The organism is Oceanobacillus salinisoli, from assembly GCF_009733865.1.
Lineage (GTDB): Bacteria > Bacillota > Bacilli > Bacillales > Amphibacillaceae > Oceanobacillus > Oceanobacillus salinisoli.
This window is the reverse complement of sequence record NZ_WOFB01000002.1, coordinates 181,539-199,079: the sequence shown is the minus strand read 5'-3', so window position 1 is coordinate 199,079 and position 17,541 is coordinate 181,539. Positions and strand designations below refer to the sequence as shown.

Annotated in this window: 17 protein-coding genes; 6 read left to right on the top strand and 11 right to left on the bottom strand. The window is 37.7% G+C overall.

What is annotated here, in order from left to right; genetic code table 11:
• Positions 1-71 precede the first annotated feature (71 nt).
• Positions 72-2,246 (bottom strand): transglycosylase domain-containing protein, encoded by a 2,175-nt coding sequence (locus tag GMJ66_RS02770; protein ID WP_156288814.1) that lies wholly within the window; start codon positions 2,244-2,246, stop codon positions 72-74.
• 323 nt (positions 2,247-2,569) lie between these two features.
• Here GMJ66_RS02770 and GMJ66_RS02765 point away from each other — a divergent pair, with 323 nt between their 5' ends.
• Entirely contained in the window at positions 2,570-3,070 is a 501-nt protein-coding gene (locus tag GMJ66_RS02765) for an antibiotic biosynthesis monooxygenase family protein (RefSeq protein ID WP_156288813.1), read from the top strand.
• Positions 3,071-3,104: 34 nt separating this feature from the next.
• On the opposite strand, the gene GMJ66_RS02760 is transcribed toward GMJ66_RS02765, so the two are convergent.
• From GMJ66_RS02760 to GMJ66_RS02735, 6 genes are all read right to left on the bottom strand, one after another.
• Positions 3,105-3,584 (bottom strand): thioredoxin family protein, encoded by a 480-nt coding sequence (locus GMJ66_RS02760; protein ID WP_156288812.1) that lies wholly within the window; start codon positions 3,582-3,584, stop codon positions 3,105-3,107.
• Positions 3,585-3,602: 18 nt separating this feature from the next.
• Positions 3,603-4,034, bottom strand: coding sequence for a disulfide oxidoreductase (locus tag GMJ66_RS02755; protein WP_156288811.1), 432 nt, complete (start codon positions 4,032-4,034; stop codon positions 3,603-3,605).
• A gap of 124 nt (positions 4,035-4,158) precedes the next feature.
• Positions 4,159-4,788, bottom strand: a complete 630-nt coding sequence (locus tag GMJ66_RS02750) for a response regulator transcription factor (RefSeq protein WP_156288810.1) — start codon at positions 4,786-4,788, stop codon at positions 4,159-4,161.
• Between the two features lie 35 nt (positions 4,789-4,823).
• A complete protein-coding gene (locus tag GMJ66_RS02745; protein ID WP_156288809.1) occupies positions 4,824-5,864 on the bottom strand; it encodes a sensor histidine kinase in 1,041 nt (346 codons plus the stop codon).
• 12 nt (positions 5,865-5,876) lie between these two features.
• Entirely contained in the window at positions 5,877-6,623 is a 747-nt protein-coding gene (gene liaF / locus GMJ66_RS02740) for a cell wall-active antibiotics response protein LiaF (RefSeq protein ID WP_231514807.1), read from the bottom strand.
• Between the two features lie 111 nt (positions 6,624-6,734).
• Complete coding sequence (locus GMJ66_RS02735) at positions 6,735-7,394, bottom strand: phosphatase PAP2 family protein (protein WP_231514794.1); 660 nt, start codon at positions 7,392-7,394, stop codon at positions 6,735-6,737.
• A 311-nt stretch (positions 7,395-7,705) separates the two neighbouring features.
• Here GMJ66_RS02735 and GMJ66_RS02730 point away from each other — a divergent pair, with 311 nt between their 5' ends.
• Entirely contained in the window at positions 7,706-8,140 is a 435-nt protein-coding gene (locus tag GMJ66_RS02730; RefSeq protein ID WP_156288807.1) for a ferritin-like domain-containing protein, read from the top strand.
• A gap of 221 nt (positions 8,141-8,361) precedes the next feature.
• Positions 8,362-9,537, top strand: coding sequence for a M20 family metallopeptidase (locus GMJ66_RS02725; RefSeq protein ID WP_269321857.1), 1,176 nt, complete (start codon positions 8,362-8,364; stop codon positions 9,535-9,537).
• Between the two features lie 334 nt (positions 9,538-9,871).
• On the opposite strand, the gene GMJ66_RS02720 is transcribed toward GMJ66_RS02725, so the two are convergent.
• The 3 genes from GMJ66_RS02720 to GMJ66_RS02710 all read right to left on the bottom strand — a co-directional run bounded on the left by GMJ66_RS02720 (position 9,872) and on the right by GMJ66_RS02710 (position 13,303).
• Positions 9,872-11,220 (bottom strand): IS1182 family transposase gene (locus GMJ66_RS02720; protein ID WP_407939186.1). Its coding sequence is split into 2 segments (ribosomal slippage): positions 9,872-10,624 and positions 10,627-11,220, totalling 1,347 coding nucleotides; the frame shifts between segments, so codons are not numbered across the junction.
• 132 nt (positions 11,221-11,352) lie between these two features.
• Positions 11,353-12,594: an ABC transporter permease gene (locus tag GMJ66_RS02715; protein ID WP_331279653.1), complete on the bottom strand. Its 1,242-nt coding sequence runs from the start codon at positions 12,592-12,594 to the stop codon at positions 11,353-11,355.
• Positions 12,560-13,303 (bottom strand): ABC transporter ATP-binding protein, encoded by a 744-nt coding sequence (locus tag GMJ66_RS02710; RefSeq protein ID WP_156288806.1) that lies wholly within the window; start codon positions 13,301-13,303, stop codon positions 12,560-12,562. The genes GMJ66_RS02715 and GMJ66_RS02710 overlap by 35 nt, the downstream gene beginning before the upstream one ends.
• Positions 13,304-14,399: 1,096 nt before the next feature.
• On the opposite strand from GMJ66_RS02710, the gene GMJ66_RS02705 reads away from it, so the two are divergent.
• From GMJ66_RS02705 to GMJ66_RS02695, 3 genes are all read left to right on the top strand, one after another.
• Entirely contained in the window at positions 14,400-14,831 is a 432-nt protein-coding gene (locus GMJ66_RS02705; protein WP_156288805.1) for an HIT family protein, read from the top strand.
• Between the two features lie 146 nt (positions 14,832-14,977).
• Positions 14,978-15,496, top strand: coding sequence for a tryptophan transporter (locus GMJ66_RS02700; RefSeq protein ID WP_156288804.1), 519 nt, complete (start codon positions 14,978-14,980; stop codon positions 15,494-15,496).
• Between the two features lie 148 nt (positions 15,497-15,644).
• Complete coding sequence (locus GMJ66_RS02695) at positions 15,645-16,001, top strand: YtxH domain-containing protein (protein ID WP_156288803.1); 357 nt, start codon at positions 15,645-15,647, stop codon at positions 15,999-16,001.
• A gap of 538 nt (positions 16,002-16,539) precedes the next feature.
• Here GMJ66_RS02695 and GMJ66_RS02690 read toward each other — a convergent pair.
• Positions 16,540-17,460 (bottom strand): glycine betaine ABC transporter substrate-binding protein, encoded by a 921-nt coding sequence (locus tag GMJ66_RS02690; RefSeq protein ID WP_156288802.1) that lies wholly within the window; start codon positions 17,458-17,460, stop codon positions 16,540-16,542.
• Between the last annotated feature and the right edge of the window lie 81 nt (positions 17,461-17,541).

Below are 17,541 nucleotides of genomic sequence, written 5' to 3'. Positions count from 1 at the left end.
AAATTGCTTTGCCTAGCTCCTGGCTGCAATCATAAATGGAAGTATTGCAGCCAGTTAATCACGTGATACATTTACCATGTTAATTTTACCGTTTCCGACCGTTTGCCTTCAAGTTTAGTTAGAGGATCATAAGGTACAACATAGTATAGGTTGGATTGGAATAACGCAGGATTGATATAAAATTCCGTTGTACCTTCTACTTCACCAACCCTTTCATCTATACCTTCTTGTTCACGGTATATCCGGTATATGACACGATCATCTGCCGAACCATTCCATGTTAACTTGCCACGAATGAGGGAAAACCCACCAATTTCATAGGTAGCTTTTACCTCAGAAATTTCCGGGAGTTCAATTGGCTCAGGCAACTCTTCCACATTATCGGGCTTTATAAATTGCTCAGAGAGTGGATTTAATTTATCGATTTCAGTAAGTATCGACTTGGTCAGGGCGGTTGGATATGCACTGCCACCTGTAAGATAATGATCTTCATCTGATTGGTCATATCCCATCCATAATGCACTCACATATTCTGGAGTATAGCCTACAAACCACGCATCTTTCGTTTGTTCTTCTACATGCGGGTGTTCCGTGGACCCAGTCTTACCAGCCAGCGCTTTATTAAATTCACCAGCACTTGCCGTTCCTTTATCAACGGTATCTGATAGAATTTTCGTCATGTTCCATGCTACTTGGGGACTGAATACCTCTGTCTCAGTAGGATTCGCTTCAAAAATTAATTCATTTTGCTGATTGTAAATCCGATCAATGGTATAGGAATCGATCACTTTTCCTTCATGTACAAAGGCACGGTAACTTTCCATCATCTGAATTGGTGTTACCCCGTAAGTCAATCCCCCCAAAGCAATTGGCAACCCATCATCCTCTATGTCCATACCCATTTCAGCTAAAAATCCTTTAGCATAATCAATTCCAATCTCATTAAGTAACCAAACCGCTGACGTATTTTTGGATTCCATAATTGCGTTATATATTGTAATCATATTGGTGTACATATTATCCGCATTGGAAACTACATAATCATTCACTTCCGTCTGCTGGTCTGGAATAAGTGTGTATGGTGTATATACGTTCTCATGCATCATTGCAGGCCCGTAAACCACAATCGGCTTAAAGGTCGAACCAGGCTGCCTCTCCACTAAGGTTCGGTTTAAATTTCCCAACCGGTAATTTCTCCCACCAATTGCAGCGATAATTTTCCCTGTTTCCTGCTCCATCATTACAAACGATCCCTCTGCACCGTCTGTATTCCCTGGGAAATAGTTACTGTCCTGGAACTGTTTATAGGCAATTCGTTGTGCATCAGAATCCAAGTTCACAACAATACGATAGCCTCCACGTCGTAATTCTTCCATAGATATTTGATATTTGTCTGCCGCTTCTTTTGTAACTAGGTCAATGTACGTATCATTCCAAGGATGTTCTTCTTGCTTATATAGATTTAAACCTAATGTTTTACCCTGCTCCTGTATTCTTGTTTCCGCTGAAATCATTCCACCATCATTCATGGACTGGAGAACAATATTTCTTCGATTCAATGCTTTTTCCGGATGGTTAATCGGAGAGTATCCATTTGGAGCTTTTACAAGTCCTGCAAGCATCGCTCCTTCTCCGATAGTTAAATCAGCAGCAGGCTTGGAAAAGAAATACTCGGCCGCTGTTTCAATACCATAGACGCCATCCCCAAAATAAATTTCATTTAAATATAATTCTAGTATTCTATCTTTAGATAACGTTTGTTCTAAATAGATTGCTGCCATTACTTCTTTTGCTTTTCTTTTCCATGTTTTTTCATTATATAAAAATAAATTTTTCGCTAATTGCTGGGTAATCGTACTTGCCCCTTCTACTTTACTCATAGCGATTATATCTTTATATACCGCCCGAACAACGGACTTGAGGTCGACACCTGCATGTTCATAAAAACGTCTATCTTCTATGGCAATAAACGAATTTTTCACATGGTCTGGTACTTCGTCAATTTGGACAATTGTTCGTTTTTCATTATACAGTTGGTCAATCACTTCTCCATCTTCCGTCTCTATCATCGTCGCAGCATCTAGTCTCATTGCATCTTCTTCAACAACGAGACTTCCGCCAATCCACAATATACCATATCCTGTCATACCTAGTAATAATACAGCCAACATGACGATTAATAGGTTTCTCAGTCCTTTTGGTATGCGACGTCGTATGGATAGTACATTTTTCTTTTTTATTTGCATTTGTTCACCTCTATACAGGTTCCTTTTCATTATACGACATATTTCTTCATTAGAAAAGTAATATATACTTTATATCACTTAATAATAATTATAAATTATAACTTTAATCAGCAAGGGCTTATCATCAGTTATGACGTGATAAACTGACATACTAACACTATTCATTGGTCTAAATGATTGTATCATAGTTTATCGCCGCTATTTTTGAAAAAATTTTGTCGATTTCCCCAGTAAATAAAAATATGTAATAAATGATTAACTAGCTTTAATGAAATGGAATTAGGGTAATATAATAAAAGGAGAAAGGTAGGAAGGATGATACGATGAAAGCTTATATGACGAATGGAACATTGGACTTCCTTATGAAATTACAAGACAAACATCCGGCAATTAACTTCTTCTTTATGACGAATAATGGAGGTGCATTGGCTTATTACGAAGAAAGCGAAAAGCAGATTTTTGGTGCAGGTCGTACGTATGAAGTCATTAAAAAGTCAGGTGAGCTCATTCAAAAAGGCTATGTCGTAATGAACACGATTGCGGTTATGGACGATGATCACGCCGTCTTTGAAGATCGCATCAAAAATAACTTACTCGATAAAATAGAAGGAGTACAAGCATTTCGATTTCTTAAGCCAATAAAATCAAATAAGTATGTCGTACTTACGCATTGGAATTCGATTGCTGACTATGAAAAATGGAAGGAGTCTGATCGTTATAAGGAAGCACATCAAGTGCTTTCCGTTAAACTGCCAGCATACTATAATGATATGCCGTTTACGACCACGTATTTTATGCATGAAGAAGATACAGAAAAAAGCTAACTAGTTATCGTTCTAGTTAGCTTTTTTCACATGATTAGTTCAGTACATACTCGTCAAAAAATGCCTGGAACTCTTCTTCTGGTCTTTGCCCCACAATCCGTGCAGCTTCTTCACCATTTTCAAAATGAACTAATGTAGGAGTAGATTCAATCGCATATGGTACGGCTTCCTGACCAAATTCCAATAGATTATATTTCTTCATATCAATATTATTTTCTTCTGCGAGCGGTACAAGATACGGAGTTGTATTTTGACAATATACGCAAGTTGGACTATAGAAATAAACGGTCACATCTTCCCCGTTTTCTAATTGTTCGCTAAGCTCGTCCGGCAAAATTTGATTTCCATAATTTGGATCATCCAACTGATCAATCGTTGCCTGATCTAAATCTGTGGTACCGTATGGGTTATCTGCACCTTCCAATGCCTGATTATTTTGATATTGAACAACGAAATATAAAGCAACCAATAATAGCACAATCACTCCAACTATCGATAGCATTTTCTTTCCCATAATAATTTACTTCCTCCCTTATTTCTTCTGTTCTTTTAATAAAAATATACTTAATACGAAGATAACTATAAATGCAGTTAATGCTAAGAAAGGTATCGTAATGAATCCAAAGTAGTTCACATAAACAGCGTTGCATGGAACTCCACCTGTACAAGCCCCACCAAATTCCTGAAAGGCTGGAACTTTTTGGATAAGGTAATGGTATGCAGAAACAAACATTCCAATTCCACTTAAGATGATTCCAGGGAGTGCAATATTTATTTCCTTCTTAATGGCTGCGACTCCATAAATAACAACTAACGGGTACATCAGAATGCGTTGATACCAGCACAATTCACAAGGAACATACCCCATTACTTCAGAGTAAAACAAGCTTCCTGCCATTGCGATAATGGCTTGAGCCCAGGCAAGCATTAATAAGTTCTCTGCTTTCTTGGTTAATTTCCCCATTTATTCGTATTCCTCTCCCAAATTTGCTTTTCTCCAATCATCATTATACATGACGAGAGTTATCAAGTACAAGAAGATTACTAAAAATAACTATGACAACTTTTCAAACATTTTGATTTTACGGCTATTTAAACAAATCATTTCGATGCACATAAATAGCAGCCTGTGTACGATCATGTACGTCAAGCTTCGATAGAATATTACTGACATGGGTTTTTACAGTTTTTACTCCAATATATAGTTTGTCACTAATTTCCTGATTTGTCATCCCATTTCCAATACATAACAGTACTTCCATTTCCCGGTCAGTTAAATCATCATGCGGTTTCTTATCACCTGCCCGGAAACCTGATATCATTTTCCCAGCTACTTTTGATTCAATCACATTTTCACCCTTTGCCGCTTTTCGTATCGCATTTACAATTTCCTTGGCAGAGGAGGTTTTTAAAATATAACTGAACGCCCCTGCTTCAATTGCCGGGAAAACCTGTTCATCATCATAGAAGCTGGTTAAGATAATAATTTTGCATGCTGCAAGGCTTTCCATCACCTTTCTGGTAGCCTCAATCCCATTTCCATCTTCCATAATTAAGTCCATTAACACTACGTCTGGTTCATGCTTCAAAATAAGCGCTGCTCCCTCATTACCACTGGAAGCTTGACCAACTATATCGATATCATCCTCTGTTTGCAAATAAGCAACAATTCCTTTTCGAACTACTTCATGATCATCCACCACGATTACCCGAATCATTACAACCTCTCCCCTATCTATGTTCTTCATTTCTTCTAACAGGGAATCCGAATATCGATATAGGTTCCCTCGTCCTTATTGGAACGTATCATAAATGTTCCTCCTAATTCCTCACTTCTTTCCTGCATGGTTTTTAAACCATAAGATGTCTTTCTTTCGTAATCATTCGTCACATCAAAACCTTTTCCATTATCACGGATGTGAATAAATAATTCCTTTGATCGGTTAGATATTTCCAGGTTCACTTCGGTTGCGCTGGCATGTCTCAATATGTTTGACAGTGATTCTTGAATAATTCGAAAAACATGGTCTTCTACTGTATCTGACACCATTAAATCTTCTGGGATAGAAACCCGAAATGCAAGCTGACTTTTCTGTTTCAGCTCCGTAATTAATTTATGAACTCCTTCTGCTAACGAATCCCCAGATAGATGAACAGGTCTTAAATGTAACAATAGTGCCCGCATTTCCGTTTGTGCCTGCAGTGCAGCTTGAGATACCTCCTGCATTTGTGTTTTCGCAATTTCTGGCTGCTTTTTCAACTGCCTTACCGCCGCTTCTGACATCATCGTTAAGGCAAATAGCTGCTGACTGACCGCATCATGTAAATCCCTTGCAATTCGCTGTCTTTCTTCAATCACCGCTGCTTTATGTGCTGATTTGGTAAACTCAGCCTTCTCATCTGCCATACGCTGCAGCGATTTAACTTGGTTTTGCAGCTTTTTTCCTAACTCATTTAATTCATTCGTAATTCGGCTTATTTCATCCTTTTCTACCGATTGAATATAGGAATCATAATTTCCATTGGCATACTGTGTAATTAACACAGACATAGCATCCAATCGTGATTTAAGCGAACCACTCGCATAAAATCCTATATAAACAGAGAGTATAGCTGATATCACAATATACAAAGAAATGAATAAAAAAATACTTTGAAAAGATAACCATTCTGGACGGAATAACACATATACCGATAATAAAATCGATAAAATCGTGACAGTTGTTAAAAACAAACTATAAAAATGGGCCCGAAAAAATAAATAACGAATACCTGAAAATCTGAGTTTGAACACTCCTTTCCCTCCTTATACTTGAGCAATACGGATCGATCCAGCTTTTAGATGAATTTGAAAATCAATTTTTCTTACCGCTTGTTCGTAATCGGTTGTAGAGTATATCATCGATCTGTAAATTCCATCTGACGTTTGGCCAAGTACTTCAATTTCTCCCGCTTTCACTGAAGCATTTACCTGAAATTCTATATTCTCAGGTATTACAATATTGACATCCCCAGCAAAACAATGAATGGTGATTGGTATCTCCTTCTCCGGAATGTACGCTTTCGAAAAATCAAAATAAAGGTCACCAGCGAATGTCCGAAAATTCATAGGCTGCACTTTCCAGTTTGGCTCACTAAAATGATGGTCACCTATCGAAAAAAAGGAATGATTATATGTTTTCTTTTTCCTCCTATCTGACTCATCCACATCTTCCATATTCATATTCGGTTTCTTAATCAGCATAAAACCGATATAAACAATCAATAAGGGCCATAATTTAAAGACATCCCAAAACGTAAAATGGATAATCCCAAAACGGTCAAGAAGCAATAATAAGCCAAATATAATGAAGAAAGAACCAAATACCCAGCTTCCTCCTTTTCTCCTTAAATGGTCAATCCACCACTTTAATCCGATGGCCACGAATAACATTGGATAAATAAGGTGCCATGCCATCGAAATGTTAAACTCAAACTCTATTGCCCCGACATTGGTTAAAACAAGAATAGTACCAATTACAATGAATAGAATTGCAATAAAATAACGAACCATACTTCTCAAATTTATTCTCCTTTCATAGGAGTCCTAACCGCTTACATTCCTACGATTCCTAGATCAGTTAGTCCTTCTATCATAAACGTTGTTTCAGGCCGAGGAAACCTTCTACAGATTGCTTTTCTCTCCGACTTGAGACGGAGCTATTTTTTTCCTTAGTCCTTCGTAAAGATATAAAAATCCCACTAGAAAAATAAACCCAAGAAAAAATCCTGCTCCTACATCAGTAAGATAATGTACATTAATAATGTATCTACTGATTCCTATTAAAAAAATAAGCAAGGAAAAAATAATTTGTACAGCTATCGATAACTTTGGTGATTTTAATTTTTTTATCAAAAAATATGCAAGTAATCCATAACAAACCATTGAAATCATCGCATGACCAGATGGGAAACTGTTTCCTACCGCATTTGCCTCCTCCAAAATACTCGGTCTTTCCCGTTGAACAATATTCTTAATAACCCCATTAAACAAATAGGTAACAAGCGTTCCTCCAGCAAAAATAAATGGTGGTAACCAATGTTTATGTATGATCCATAAGACTATCGCTGCTGTTGAAACGAAAGGTATCAAAAAATGTCTGGATCCCAAATTTGTTATCATAAGAAAAACATGATAGGCAAATGTATCATCAAATTTCTCAACTAATTCACGGGTCCATTGATCGACATAAGGGACGTATCCGTTAACGATTTGAATAATCCAGATTACTGTCATGATAAAAACCGTGATGAATAAAAAATTTACCAGATTTCGATTGAACAAATTCCAAATCTCCTTCTCTATGTTTGAAAATAGCCAGTAGTGGTATAGATGTAGTATACCAAAATTTACTACAAGTACGTGTTCAAAAAGGAGGATGAAAAGGACCGAGAAGTTCGAGGCGGCGAAGCTTTGAGTAGCGGAGCGTATGCAATTAATACGTGAGCAACGGAAAAGCGAGCCAACGAGCTTCCACAGGATGTGGTGACTTCTACGTTGCCCACAGGACGTGGGCGGTTTTAGTAGAAGGTCCTCTATCGATGTGTCCTTTTCACCGGACTTTTTGAACATCCTCTACAAAGGCAGGGATAATAATGGATAATGAATTACAACAGTTAATTGATGGATTAAATGAAGATTTATCACATGAATATGGTGCAGCTATCCAGTATACGTATAGTGCATCTGTCGTTTCCGGCCTCTATCGCTCTGCTTTAAAACCTTTTTTTGAAGGGGAGGTATCCGATGAATTGGGACATGCACTATACTTATCAGAAAAAATCAAATCCCTTGGTGGCACACCAACAACGAAAGCCGCTGAAATCCCGCAGCCGATTCACGTAAAAGATTTATTGGAAGCAACACTAAATTCGGAAACAGACACGATTAAACGTTATGAAAAACGAAAAAAACAAGCCGAAAACTTAGGTTTAACGGAACTTGTTGTCAAACTGGAAGACTTAATTACTGATGAAACACAGCATAAAGAAGAAATTGAAAGATTACTAGAGGACCCTAGATTCTCTTAATTTTTATAACAGAAATAATTGACCATTTAAAAAGAGGTACTGATCAAAATGATTAGTACCTCTTTTGATTAACTATGCCCTACCTTGTACTACAGATTTTTTGCTTTTTCGGACAGGAATGAATAATAATTCTTCCACATTACTTAGCATATTGTTATTTTCGCAACTATTTCCACCTAAAGTGTTATAATTGTAAAAAAGCTTTAAAGGTGGGACTTATTTTGCTTGATGAAATTTTTAAATCTATAGAAAAACTATATCCGGAAATGGTGGAAATAAGGAGGCATCTGCATCAATATCCGGAGCTTTCCTTTCAAGAAACGGAAACAGCAAAATACATTGCTGATTATTATAAAGAACTCGGTATTCCTTATCGCACTAACGTAGGCGGAAATGGTGTTATAGCAACATTGAAAGGCGGTAAACCAGGTAAAACAGTTGTATTAAGAGCAGATTTTGATGCACTGCCGATTCAAGATGAAAAAGATGTAGAATACAAATCAAAAGTTCCTGGTGTCATGCATGCCTGTGGACATGATGGACATACTGCAACCCTTCTTACGCTTGCAAAAGCATTGAAACAGTTTCAAAATGAACTTCCTGGAACGATTGAATTTGTGCACCAGCATGCGGAAGAATATACACCGGGCGGGGCAAAGCCATTGATTGAGTCAGGTGCCATTGATCATGTAGATGTAGTCTTTGGAACACATTTATGGGCCACTACTCCACTTGGTAAATTACAAACTACGAAGGATATTATGATGGCTGGGGCAGATCGATTTGAGATTACAATCCAGGGTAAAGGTGGTCACGGCGCCTATCCGCATGAAACCAAGGATGCTATCGTTATCGGTGGACAATTAATTTCTGAACTGCAGCAGATTGTAAGCAGACGAATTGACCCCCTCGCAACCGCAGTAGTTTCGGTTGGTATGTTTCATGCTGGAGATACATTTAATGTTATAGCAGACAGCGCCAAAATAAAAGGAACGGTTAGACATTTTGATGTAAACGTACAAGAAAGAATTATGTCAGAAATGGAAAAAATCATAAAAGGAGCTTGCATTGGTTATGATGCAACCTATGATTTTCATTATCACAAAGGCTACCCACCAGTTGTTAATCATGAAAAGGAAGCGACACTTGTTTTGGAAGTCGCCGAAAATATTAGAGAAATCCATACCTCGGAAGAAATGAACCCATCCATGGCAGGAGAAGATTTTGCCTATTACTTAATAGAGAAACCTGGAGCATTTTTCTTTACCGGTGCTCAAGTTCATGACAACCCATATCCACATCATCATCCGAAATTTGATTTTAATGAAAAGGCCATGCCAATTGCAGCCAAAACGCTATTTGGAGCATACTTTAAATATCAAGAAAATCAATATTAAAAAATTTGGCTATTGCCAGCCATTGTTAACACATATGCAGGAAGAAGGCTTTATGCTTTCCTTACATATTAGAAAAACTCGCATTCGCTCGTCCTTTAGCGAATGGGTAGTTTTTCTTATACTTAGGACGTTAAAATTTTAGCTTCGTCGAAAAACTTCTTTGCTAAAATTTTATACTTTCCTAACGTGAAATGAAAAAGAGAGGGACTCCCTCTCTCCAGCTTGTAGAGAAAGTGGGTGTTTTTTCTCTACAAGCTTTTTAATATGAGTTTAAAATGGTTTTTAAGTAATGTATTGAAGAATGAATTTTAATTGAAAATAGGCTCCCACACACCTAACCTAGTCTTGCTAGGTGTGTGGCAATCTTCTTCATGTTCTGGCAGGCTGCAGTCAGTAATACTTGCTCGCCCGCGTTATGCAATCCCCTCAACCGGCAGTAGCGAAGCCCATGCAGTTGTTTTGAATCTGCAAAGCTTCGCTCTATTTTTTCTTTTCTATATTTATAAAGCATCTTTCCCGATGAAGATAAACGATTCTCGCGAACCTTCTCTTTATGCTCTTCCCAGACATGTCGGGTTAATACTTTTTGGTGATTTTTTGATCGTGTACACTGATCTAAGAGTGGACAGGTTGCACATTTCTTAGGATCTGATTTATATTCTCGATATCCATCTCGACTTGTCGTGGAATAGGCTAATGTCTCGCCATTCGGGCAGATATAATAATTTTGATCCTTATCATATTTAAACTTCCATTTTGGAAAAAGTCCTTTAGTTGGATGAAATCTTCGGTGGGCAATCGTTCCAAATATCTTTCTATCAGCCAGTCCTTTACAAATTGGATTCGTCAGATAACCGGAATCTAAAGCAACAGCTTCTACATTGAAGTCAAATTTTTCCACTTGCCTATCTAAGCGTTCTAAATACGGTACGGAATCATGGACGTTTCCTGGGGTAACGTAAGCATCCGTAATAATATTATATTTCATATCCGTTGTACGGTGGTCTAGGTAACAAAACATTTCTTGTTTATGATCACGGGACATGAAGCCACTCTCCGGATCCGTTTTACTTTTGCGAATCGTCTTTGTTTCACTTCCTCTCTGTCCTTTAGTGGCTTTTTTCCATGTTGTCTCCGATCTTCTTCAATAGCTCTATTCAGTTCTTCTATGTAGTCTCGAGTCTCTATCTCTACCTCTTCTTTCGAGAATTTGTGCTTATTGGCATTTGCCTTCAAATGGGTGGAGTCAGTAAATAAAACCCTTCCTCCAACCATTCGATGGTTGATAGCTTTTAGAACGGTTTCATCAAAGATTTCTTGAAATATGTTGGTATTATTAAATCGTTTACGACGATTCCAGCTAATGGTGGAATGATGGGGAACCGGGTCGGAAAGCTTTAATCCAAGGAACCAACGATAAGCTAAGTTCGTTTGAATTTCCTTTTCCAGTTGACGTTCCGAGCGAATTCCAAAGAAATAGCCAATGAACATCATCTTAAATAAGACAAGGGGATTTAAGGAAGGGCGACCATTGTCCTCGCAGTAATACGGCTTTACCTTATCTATAATAAAAGAAAAATCAATGTATTTATCAATTTTACGAAGTAAATGATCCTGAGGTACCAAGTCTTCAAGACAAACAAATTCTACTTCATTTTGAGTATTATTCCTTGTATGAAACAACCTAACCACCGCCTTTTATTATTACTTATATTATACCAAATTAACGCGGTGAATTGTTAAAGTATTCTAAATTAAAACAGGCTGCCGAGGGTTTCTCGACAGCCTGAAGAGAGGGACTCCCTCTCTCCTTTTTCATGCTAATTTAGCTTTTACATATCCATTAATAAATACCACACTAAATAATATGCCTCCTGTTAATGCGAGCAGGAAGCCCAGGTAATCCTGTATCACAATAAATACCAGAGCAAATAGAACGGATTGTATAAAGCTTAGCTGGTATAAAATTTTAATAATCGATTGCTTCCGTTCTTTTGATTCTAAAGGATACAAATCTAGCCATATATTGGTCCTATGATGATGGTACAAAGCCATCATTTGGAAGGTGCTTAAATAGATAAACAAAATACTGAAAATGACTTTTATCCAAATGTTTGGAATCAAATAGATAAATATACCACCTATAACGATTAAACGGAAGTACATCCCCAGATATTCCCCACTTCGAACAAAAGTAATTCGAAATAAGTAATCATAACTATTGCTATTTTTAAACGGAATACCCTTCGTAACGAGATTAACCAGCCATTGACGCTTTTTCACTCGAACTTTTAAATGCGGAACATCGGCAAACATATTGGCAAAACGATAAAAGGCCTGTAACCGGTGCTGATCCTTTTCAATTAGTAAATCCCAGTTTATTCCGTGTTGTTTTTTGGAAAAAGTATAATCATACAGAAAAAGCAGCACGAAAATTACGGTCGTAATCCCCGCAAATAGAAGATCCCCTCGTATAACAAAATATAAAATTACCATGCTCAATAGTGTTCTAACTAGCATATCCAGCTGGCGTATGTTTTTATCCCTTACTTTAAGCATCCACCAATTTGCAAATAGATTGGCTATCTTGATTATGAGCAAAACCAGGATACTTAGCAAATACATATTTCCGGATCGGTCTGGATAAGTTGCGAAATATAAAGGACCTAAGGCGGCCGCAAGAAGCAGGATGGCATACAGTTGAATGACAAAGCTATATATTAACGAATTGCGAAAATAAGCATCCATTTTATCTTCAGCAACGATGAGAAAAACTAAATCAGGCTCTTTTAACAACGTACGAACAGGACTATAGCTTGCTATCAAGCCAAATAATATTCCAATGATTAAAGCTGTGGGAAAATACTCCGGCAGCTTGGTTAGGACTTGTTGATAATATACAGCTAAAGTCGATATTAAAAAGAAAATGACAATAACCATATGCCCATTCAATATATAGCGCAAGTAGCGCCCCAATTCCTTCATATGGGCAGACAAACGCTTTTTATAAAACGCATGGGAATCAAACATGGCTATCTTCCTTTGTAAGCTGTACATATAAATCATCCAAGGTTGCACCAGCCATATTAAAGCTATCACGTAGTTCCTCTAGTGTCCCCATCGCCCGTATTTTTCCATCATGCAATATAACAAATCGATCACAGTAACGTTCCGCAGTAGCTAAAATGTGTGTGGACATTAAAACACCAGATCCATTATTTTTCACTTCATTCATTAATTGAAGATAGGATTGAATTCCTAATGGATCCAACCCAACAAATGGCTCGTCCACAATATATAGTGGCGGTTCAATTAAAAACGCGCACATAATCATGACTTTTTGGCGCATCCCTTTGGAAAAATGCACCGGAAACCAATTCAGCTTTTTCTCCATGCGAAATTCTTTCAAGAGTGGCTTCAGTCTTTTCTCAAATTCCTCTTCACTAATCCCATAAGCCATTGCGGTTAAATGAAGATGTTCATACAAGGTTAATTCATCGTACAGAATTGGCATTTCTGGAATATATGCCATTTGATTTCGATAAGATGCCGGGTTTTCCTTAAACGTTTTTCCATTAACGGAAATATTCCCTTTTTTTGGCTGCATCAGGCCAATAATATGTTTAATGGTCGTACTTTTTCCTGCACCATTTAAACCGATAAGTCCAACGATTTCTTTCGACTGAACTTCAAAGGAAATCCCGTGCAATACATTTTTATGTGTATATCCACCATAAAGATTGTCTATGTGCAGCAATGAATCCAAATCATTTCCTCCTCTTCACTACCCTTGATTTTATCATTTTTACATAGCTTTTCCAAAATAAACCGTGAGTAAATTTTCGACACGTTTAGCCATTTGGGTTGAGTGATAGGGAGGCCTATTCAGTTTTGTAATTTTTCTTTACTTATGAAGTATTCTACTGCTTACTATTACTCACATCAAAAAAATTAAGTACCTTTGTATAAGAAACACAAATCCGCACAAAATAGTTATTGAAGAAACAGGATGTATAGCAAACACTTACGAACGTGTGAATCACAAATGAGGTGTTAGTGATCGAGTTACTAATGTAGTTTCGTGTTACTCAAAGCACAAATGAGGTGTTAGTAAACGATAAACTACTCTAAATTTGATGACCAATAACACACAAATGAGGTGTTAGTGTTGGCGTTCTAATGCAGAAAACCCTTTTGCCAGAACCCGTCTCATATATGAGATGCTGACAAAAAGGTTTTTGTAAACGAAAGTTAAACTCGATTTAACAAGTTTACAGGTCCCCACTCATTAGGTTTTACCATCCTGTTTCTTCGCAAAGAATAGGTCTGGTTCGCTTGGGAGGCGAGCTGGGCCTATTTCTTTTTCTAACTCCCCAGCTCATCCTAATTGCTTTACTTTGTCCCCTTCCCCTTATACAATAACTATAATAAGAAAAGCGCAAGCGCCCGTTTAGCGACGTACGGACTGCGCCTGGCCATGCCAGGTGGTTCGGTGTTGCCGCGCAAAGCGGCGGTTTTAACCGAACAGTCCCCGTAGGAGATTAGATGATCTTGATTTTTACGAATGTAAAAATCTTAGTGAATCTTATGCTTGAAGAGCGAAAAGGAAACAAGCCCCTTCATAGGGGTATGCCGACGCCTGAGCGCTAGAGCCCGCTTTTAGTCAGCCTTCCTAAAAACCTGAGTCGATGTTGACTTTCACCTCAAGGGTATAAGTGCGACTAAGCCTCTGGTTTCACCAATCGGCAAGTCTTCTTTATCGTACGGAGGTGAGGGAAGTCCGCTAGTCGCTGGGCGTGGAGCTAGACATCAAAGCGCAAATTTATACTTTCTTATTTTTTAAAAAAGAAGGAGTGGTAAAAATGAGTCATGAGGATTGCATTTTTTGTAAAATAATTGACGGTGAGATACCTTCCGCAAAAGTATATGAGGATGAAAAAGTGTATGCTTTTCTTGACATTTCCCAGGTCACAAAAGGCCATACTCTAGTCATTCCAAAAACCCATACCAAAAATATTTTCGAAACCCCACCAGAAGTAGCAAAAGAATTATTTCAACGTATTCCAATCATTGCTAATGCTATTAAAGAAACCTATCAGCCATTAGGCATGAACCTGCTTAATAATAATGAAAAAGCAGCAGAACAATCTGTGTTTCACCTACATATTCACTTGATTCCACGTTATGGTGAAGGAGACGGCTACACACCAAATTGGAAAACCCATTCAGATGAGTATACATCCGAAGATTTACAACAAATTGCTGCAGAAATTAATCAAAACATTACAAATTAGTCAGAAAAAATGGAAATTAAAAAATAGTACTTTTTATTTAGAACGTTTTTTGTTATAATTACAATACATTCCGCAGCTGAAAAATAGTTTACAGTTGGGAAGAGAACAGTAGAGCATAGAAATGCATAGATGAGGAGAGGTAAAAAATGAATATTCGTATATTAATTACTTTATCCCTGTTAATAGGGATTGGGACAGTGCTTCATGCTTTCGTTCCAGGTTATATATTTGGAGTGAAACCAGATATGCTGTTATCCATGATGTTTTTAGGCATTTTTCTATTTCCAAGGGCAAAATATGTTTTATTATTAGCATTAGTATCAGGTGTTATTTCTGCATTAACAACACAAGCTCCAGGGGGACAAATTGCCAATATGATTGATAAACCAATTACAGCTTTTGTTGTTTTGGCATTATTCCTATTCTTACAAAATAGAGCAAAAAATACGATTAGTGCACCTGTACTAACCTTTATCGGGACTTTAATCAGTGGTTCGATTTTTGCGGCGGTAGTTGCTTTAATCGCTGGTTTAGGGGAAGGTGGATTTATCGCATTATTTATAGGTGCGATTCTGCCAGCAGCAGCAGTAAACACGATTATTATGGTAGTTGTATATCCAATTGTACAATCCATTATGAAGCGAACCAAATTTGCTGCAGCGTAGCGTAAAAATGAATCCTCTGGCATACACCATGCCAGAGGATTTTTTTAATCATGACGGCCGATAGTAAAACATTTTTATTTGAATGGCTTCACTATAGAATAATTGGAAAAAATGATATAATAATTTAATGAAAGGAGCGTGTTTTTTTATGTCAAGAGCAAAATCACTCGTATTAGGAATCGTCGTTGGTGGAGCAGTTAGTGCTTCTGTGGCATTGTTAACGACACCTTCATCCGGAAGAGAGCTTCGCAGCCGTTTTAAGGAGCAGGACCTCAGGGAAATGTTACATCATTTAAAAGAAGATGGTCTGCGGCTTAAGAGACAAATCACGGAAACTACGAAAGAAAGTGCCGTTTTAATTAAGGATCTAACACAGGATATAAAACAATCCGTAGAAGAATGGAAACAAACGGTTGAACCCCATCAGGAAAGTATTCACAATTATCTGGAACAAATTGAAAGTAGTTTAAAAGACCTGGAAGAAAAAGTGAAACAACAAAATTAAGAACAAAAGCGCAAGCGCCCGTTTAGCGACGTACGGACTGCGCCTGGCCATGCCAGGTGGTTCGGTGTTACCGCGTAAAGCGGTGGTTTAACCGAACAGTCCCCGCAGGAGATAAAGGAAATATGCCCCTTCATAGGGGTATGCCGACGCCTGAGCGCTAGAGCCCGCTTTTAGTCGGCCTTCCTAAAAACCTCAGTCGATGTTGACTTTCACCGCCAGGGTATAAGTGCGACTAAGCCTCTGGTTTCACCAATCGGCAAGTCTTTTTTATCGTACGGAGGTGAAGGAAGTCTCGCTAGTCGCTGGGCGCTGGAGCTGGATGTGGCTACTTATAGTAATGCAAATTATCCACAGGTTTTACATTTTATAATTTCCTAAGCAAAAATAAAGCTTTTTCTATAAGGAGAAAGCTTTATTTTTTCTCTTCTATTGGCTGTTTTCTTAAAGAGGATATTCTAAAAAATGATTATTTTTACATCTAAAATTTTATACGTCTCTTACATGTAAGAAGACCATCCTTAGCAGATGGCCTTTTCATTTATTCCTTTGGCTCCAGGTCTTCAATGGAATCGATATCCATATAATCTGGAACCACCAATCCAATTTTGGCACCTTTTAAATTTTCTCCCAAATCATCGAATTGGTCTTCATATTGCTCATAAAAATCCTTGTGAGTAATTGGCATCCAAGCGATAAGTGAAGCATCCCCTTCACCATTTGCAATTGCTTCAAAAGCAACAGCTACATCAACTGGAGTAACTTTTACATTAAACCCTTTTTGCTCTAATACTTCGGCCATAACATAGGCAGAGGCACGTTCTGTATCCCATGGAATAGATATCAGTTCAACAGAAACCCCATCCCCATCCTCTACTCCTTCTGTCCATTCTGCAACTTTTTCTGGATTATCCTCTACCCACTTTTTCGCTACCTCTTGGATCTCTGCTCCTGTCTCAGATGATTCATACATAATACTTTCCATATCTTCTACTTCCCAATAAAATTGATCTAGAATCTTATAGGCATCTGGTTTCTCTTCCTTCAACCCTTTTCTAGCTATAGTTTTAATGACTTCTTCTCCCCCAAAAACACCTTTAGGATCCTCTAGATATTTTAAGTTATCATATTTGACAAATTTCCAGTGTGGATTCCATCCAGTTACAACTATTGGTTCCTCATTATCAATAGCTTGACCAAGCTCTGTTACCATGGCCCCAGTGGAAGACAATTCTAAGTCCCATCCCGCTAAATTCTCATATTCCTGTATAGCTTTTTCTGTCGTTATAGTTAGGCCTGCTCCTGGTTCTATACCGGTAATCGTGTAATCCACCGCTTCGCTATAGTTTATTTCTTCACTTTCGCCTGCTGTATCATCTGAACCACAGCCAGCAGTAATTAATACAAGTGATAACCCAATGAAAAATACGAATTTTTTCCATCTTAAATTGTTAAATAACATACAATAAGAAACTCCTCTACTTTTTTTAGCTGTTTTCTAAGAGTAACTATCAAAATTTAAAAGCAACCATACTTACAAAAG